5 protein-coding genes are annotated in these 4,755 nt (G+C 59.7%); 2 read left to right on the forward strand and 3 right to left on the reverse strand.

Annotated elements, in window-relative coordinates; all coding sequences use genetic code 11:
* Positions 1-171: 171 nt before the first annotated feature.
* The 3 genes from ABJK70_RS20490 to ABJK70_RS20500 are packed head-to-tail and all read right to left on the reverse strand — an operon-like array spanning position 172 to position 2,410.
* Positions 172-849: a lysophospholipid acyltransferase family protein gene (locus tag ABJK70_RS20490; RefSeq protein WP_347258939.1), complete on the reverse strand. Its 678-nt coding sequence runs from the start codon at positions 847-849 to the stop codon at positions 172-174.
* A gap of 2 nt (positions 850-851) precedes the next feature.
* Positions 852-1,793, reverse strand: a complete 942-nt coding sequence (locus ABJK70_RS20495) for a phosphatidate cytidylyltransferase (RefSeq protein ID WP_347258940.1) — start codon at positions 1,791-1,793, stop codon at positions 852-854.
* On the reverse strand, positions 1,790-2,410 hold the full coding sequence (locus tag ABJK70_RS20500) for a CDP-alcohol phosphatidyltransferase family protein (protein ID WP_077729460.1): 621 nt from the start codon (positions 2,408-2,410) through the stop codon (positions 1,790-1,792). The genes ABJK70_RS20495 and ABJK70_RS20500 overlap by 4 nt, the downstream gene beginning before the upstream one ends.
* Before the next feature lie 563 nt (positions 2,411-2,973).
* Between ABJK70_RS20500 and ABJK70_RS20505 the strand changes: the two genes are divergently transcribed.
* Together ABJK70_RS20505 and ABJK70_RS20510 are read left to right on the forward strand one after the other, a co-directional pair.
* Entirely contained in the window at positions 2,974-3,399 is a 426-nt protein-coding gene (locus tag ABJK70_RS20505) for a hypothetical protein (protein ID WP_205780704.1), read from the forward strand.
* A 192-nt stretch (positions 3,400-3,591) separates the two neighbouring features.
* A partial coding sequence (locus ABJK70_RS20510; RefSeq protein WP_347258941.1) for a PQQ-binding-like beta-propeller repeat protein occupies positions 3,592-4,755 on the forward strand: 1,164 nt, incomplete at its 3' end.

Here is a 4,755-nt window from a genome sequence, read left to right on the forward strand (position 1 = left end):
AATCAATTCACCCCAGCCGAAGGCGCCAACCACTTCCGCCGAGCCTGTTTTGTCGTACGAACGAGAAGAAAACGCTCTAAGCGCCGGCACGGCTGCATGACCGAGAACCGGCGATGGGGACTCAGCCTGTCAAAAATGCCGGAATTCTCCGCCGTGGCTGTAAAGCGGCCCTCATTGCCCCGACTCGGGGGCATTCGTGGCGCCTTCGTACAGGTGATTTACCGGATTCAGTTGGGATTGCAAGGACCTGAACCGCGACTCCAATAGTTCCATGAAGCTGCGCCGGTCGCCGGTCCAGCGCATCGGTTCGCCCACGAACATATCGCAGAAAAACGGCACCAGCAGGCACTCGCCCTTGGGCATGGCTCGCCCCAGTCCGTGCGTGAACACGGGAACGACCGTCGCTTGCGGGCAGTGCATGGCGAGATGGGCGATGCCGGACTTCAGTTTTTGCATGGTTTCCGGCTCGCCCCGGGTGCCTTCGGGGAAGATGATGAGTACACCGTCCTGGGCCAGTATCTCGTGGCATTCGCTCAAGGGATCGTGATGGCGGTTTCCGCCGCCTCGCGTGACCGGCACGATGCCGATGACATTGCGCGAAAACCATGCGAGCCAGGGTTTGCTGAGAAAGTAGTCGGCCGCTGCGGCGGGACGTACCCGGTGAATATCGCGCAACGGAAACAGCGACAGCAGAACCAGGGTATCCAGGTGGCTGTTGTGATTGGCGGCGACGATCGCCGGGCCGCGCGTCGGCAGCCGTTCCCGATTGCGGATATTGAGGCCGAGCACGAACAGGGTGACGGGACGCGCCACCAAGAGGACGAATAACAGGCGGAGCAGGCGCTGCATGATCAGTAGTGCAGATAACGGATGAAATGGAAGAATAACGGAGCGGTGTAGGTGAGGCTGTCCAACCGATCGAGGATGCCGCCGTGACCGGGCAGCAAACTGCCGCTGTCCTTGACGCCGATGTCGCGCTTCAGCGCCGAGATGACCACGTCGCCGACGAAACCGCAAATCCCGATCAAAAGCCCCGCCAACAACGACTCAATCTCCGTCAGCGGCGTCAGCCAGGGTGCGATCAGCCAGGCCAGCAGCGTCGTGGTCGCAACGCCTCCGAGGAAACCCGCCCAGGTCTTGTTGGGACTGACGTTCGGGACGATCCTGCGCCTGCCCAGGCTCTTTCCCCAGAGATACTGCGCGACATCGTTGAGTTGCGTCAGCACCACCAGAAACAGCAGCAGCGTCGCGCCGTTGTAATGCGCGCCCACCGGCTGCGGCAACACCAGCGGATAAGCCATGTGCGAGAGACAGAACACGGTGGTCATCAAACCCCAGCTGATGATGCCGGCCGATCGCAGAAACCCCTGTGTATCGCCGGCCAGTACCATGCGCAACGGCAGGAACAGGAACATGTATACCGGAATGAAGATGATGAACATGCCGTACCAAGCCATGTGCACCCAGTAGTACTGAACCGGGATGGCGAGATAGGCCCAGAACAGAACGCGATAATCGGCACGGCGCGTCGGGATCAGCGAAAGGTATTCCTTGAAGGCGAGAAAGCTCACCAGCCCCAGCACCACCACCGCCGTCGACGGACTGGACACCACCACCAGGCAGAACACGGCGACGATCAGCCACCAGGTGCGTACACGCAGCCGCAGCTCGGTGTAGTCCTTGTTCGGATACCGCTTCGGGAGCAGGAAAGTGATTATCGAAGCGATGGCGAGCAGTATAAAAATGCTGGCCAGCGCATACAGCAACACATCGGGCAGGTGCGTCAAATTCATGACTGCGCCTCCCACTGAACCTCTTTTAGGAGCGCGCGAGCGCGGTTCAACACCGTAACCAGCGACAACAAGGCGACGACCGTCAGCACGACATTGAGCCAGGACCCGGCAGGCCACCCCAACCCGATGACCAACCCGCAAGCGCCGAACACGAACGCCCGGTCGCTCTTGCCCATGGGACCGTCATAGCGGCGCGAGGCGCCGACCGTCACGGCGCACACGCCGACGAACTCGGTCAGCCAGGCCAGCAAGACCACGGCCACCGCCAGCCAGGCATGGACGCCTGGCAAAATCGCGAACGCCAGATACAGCGCGGCATCGGAGACCAAATCTCCCGCTTCGTTGAGCAGCCCGCCCAGCGCGCTTTGCTGGTCGTACTGCCGCGCCAGCATGCCGTCGATGGCATTGAGCGCCATGCGCACGAACAAAAAGACCGGCAAGCTCAGCCACAATGACGCGCTCTGCGGAAACCACGCCAGCGCCGCGCCCAGAGCGACGGAAAGCGCCGCCGCCAATACCGTGATCTGATTGGCCGTAACACCGATAGCCGCCAGTTTTCGAACGATGCCGCTCAGGCTTTGCTGGAACAGGGGTTTGAGTTGGTAAATGCTGGGCATGATGTTGTCCTTATTCTTTTTTTGAAGCTTCGGAGTTCATTTTTCTGGGCATAGCTGGTCCGCCTCGCGCAAGACGGTTCTCAAGCTGTTCGATGCACCTCAAATCAACGCCTAGGAAACCCGGCATAGTTTGCCAGTAAAACGAATGTCCCACCTATTGCGAAATATCACGACCCATACGGCCTAATTGTTTTACGACCAGAGGGTCTGCGTACCTAGGTCATACTTGAAGGAAAGACATGGCTATTGATCACCCACAACTTCAGCGCTTTCGCAAGCAAACGGCCATATTGCGGTAAGCCGCGGACAATTGGAATTCGAATGGCGGCATCTCATCAGTCGGTTGGAAACGCGCGATCCGAGATGACTGGGATCATCGGCGTTCGCACCCCGGAGCCATACCCGCTTTGTGTTACCCGGCACCCGGCAGTATTGCCGAATTGGCAAATGGGTACGGCGGGAAACGGTCGGGCTTATTTGTAGATATCTGTGGATATATTCCCGGTGGAGAGGTGTCACACAAGGAATGGCTGACAGGTTTCGATCAAAGGAGTGATTCAAACATGGACACGCAGCGTATTTTCAACCCGCGCATTTTCTCCGGGGTTTTGGCCTTTGCGATGCTGGGTGGGCTTTGTTCGTCTTGTGCAACGATGGAGGCCGACCGGGCGAGGGACACCGAGCAATTGCTGGCCGCGGCAGGGTTCAAGGTAAAACCCGCCGACACCCCGGACAAGCTCGCCCATGTTAAGAGCCTGACCCAGCACAAGCTGGTGCCGCACGAGAAGGACGGCACGGTGTATTACGTCTACGCCGATGCCACGACGTGCCGGTGCGTTTACTGGGGGCCGGAGGAGGCTTACCAGCGCTATCAGCGATTGGCAACGCAACAGAGAATCGCCGAAGATCAAAGAATGGCCGCCGAAATGAACGAGGATGCCGCCATGAATTGGGAACTGTGGGGACCGGGATACTGGTGGGCTTATTGATTTGCGGAAGCAAAGGGGCCCGTAGGTTTGGCCATCGCGGTCCTTCTTTTTTGGGGGCAGACTTTTGCTATAGGTCTAGATCTCTTCGCGCGAAACGACGATGCCGAGTGAAACGGAAGCCGCCGAAATGAACGGTAAACGTCTGATCCGTCCACTGACCCTTTAGAGAATCCGGACGAGCGGAAATAAGCCATGCTGCACAGGCAACTCTGTTCGGTTCGAAACATCATCCTTGCCGCGTTCTTGCTCTCGGCAGTGTCGGGCGCGACGGCAACCTGGGACCATGCGCACGGCGATGCCGCCAACAGGGGATTCGTCAATGTGGATACGGCACCCGCCGCAAACGACCTGGTGCGTGTCGCCGATCTCGGCTCGTTTGCAATAGGCGCCGGCCCCGTCATCGCCGCGGACGGTACGGTTTATCTCGGCAATCGGGCCGGTCTGCTGAAAGCGTTCGCACCGGACGGTACGTTGAAATGGACGCGCGACACGCCAGGCCATGAAATCGTGGCCTCGCCGGTCATCGGCGCCGATGGCTCGATCTATGTGATCGGCGCGAGGACCGTGCGCGATCATCGCGGCGGCCAGGTAGTCACCCGTAACGAGTTGACCCTGTATCGATTCACTTCCACCGCCGCCATGCTTTGGGCGGCCCCCTTTCCGGAAGGCACCCTCACGCCGGCTCAATTCGGAACGGGTGTGACAAGCGCGGCGCCCAACATCTGGCGCTCCGGTGCGACCGAAGTCATCCTCGTGCCGGTCCTTCACCGTAGCTACAACGGCCACGTGATCAGCATCGTGGCGTTTTCCACCGGCGGCGGCGTTCTGTTCAACCAGCCGGTCACCACCGTGGATTACGGCGACATAACGGGCGGCGCGAGCGTCGGCGAGACTTTGTGTGGGATATTCTTCTTTCTTCCTCCTTGTTTTCTCGAGGAAACGGTACCGATACCGGAGCCCAACGAATTGCCGCCCGAAGTCAATCCGCCAATGCCGAGCGTGGCCCTGTTCACATCGATCGGTAACGAGCCGTTCGTGGTCGTTGCCGACAATTATCAGAACATCGTCGGCTACACCTTCTCGCCAGAGGCCGGCTTTCAAGAGAACTTCCGCAAGCACATCACCAACGATGAAAGGGGAATCAGCATGTCCTCGCCCGTCATGCTCGGCGACGGGCATTCGGTCGTGCGCGGCAATTCGGATTCGCAAGGCTGGGTTCTATTCGCGGGGCCGCATCCGGTCAATTGGACGGAAGTCGTCGTACCCCACACCGGCACGACGCCGACGATCACCGGAGACGGCAAGATCGTCATGGTGGACCGAGCCGGCGGAGTCACCTTGGTGAGCACCTATCCG

The organism is Methylocaldum sp. (assembly GCF_039794385.1).
GTDB lineage: Bacteria > Pseudomonadota > Gammaproteobacteria > Methylococcales > Methylococcaceae > Methylocaldum.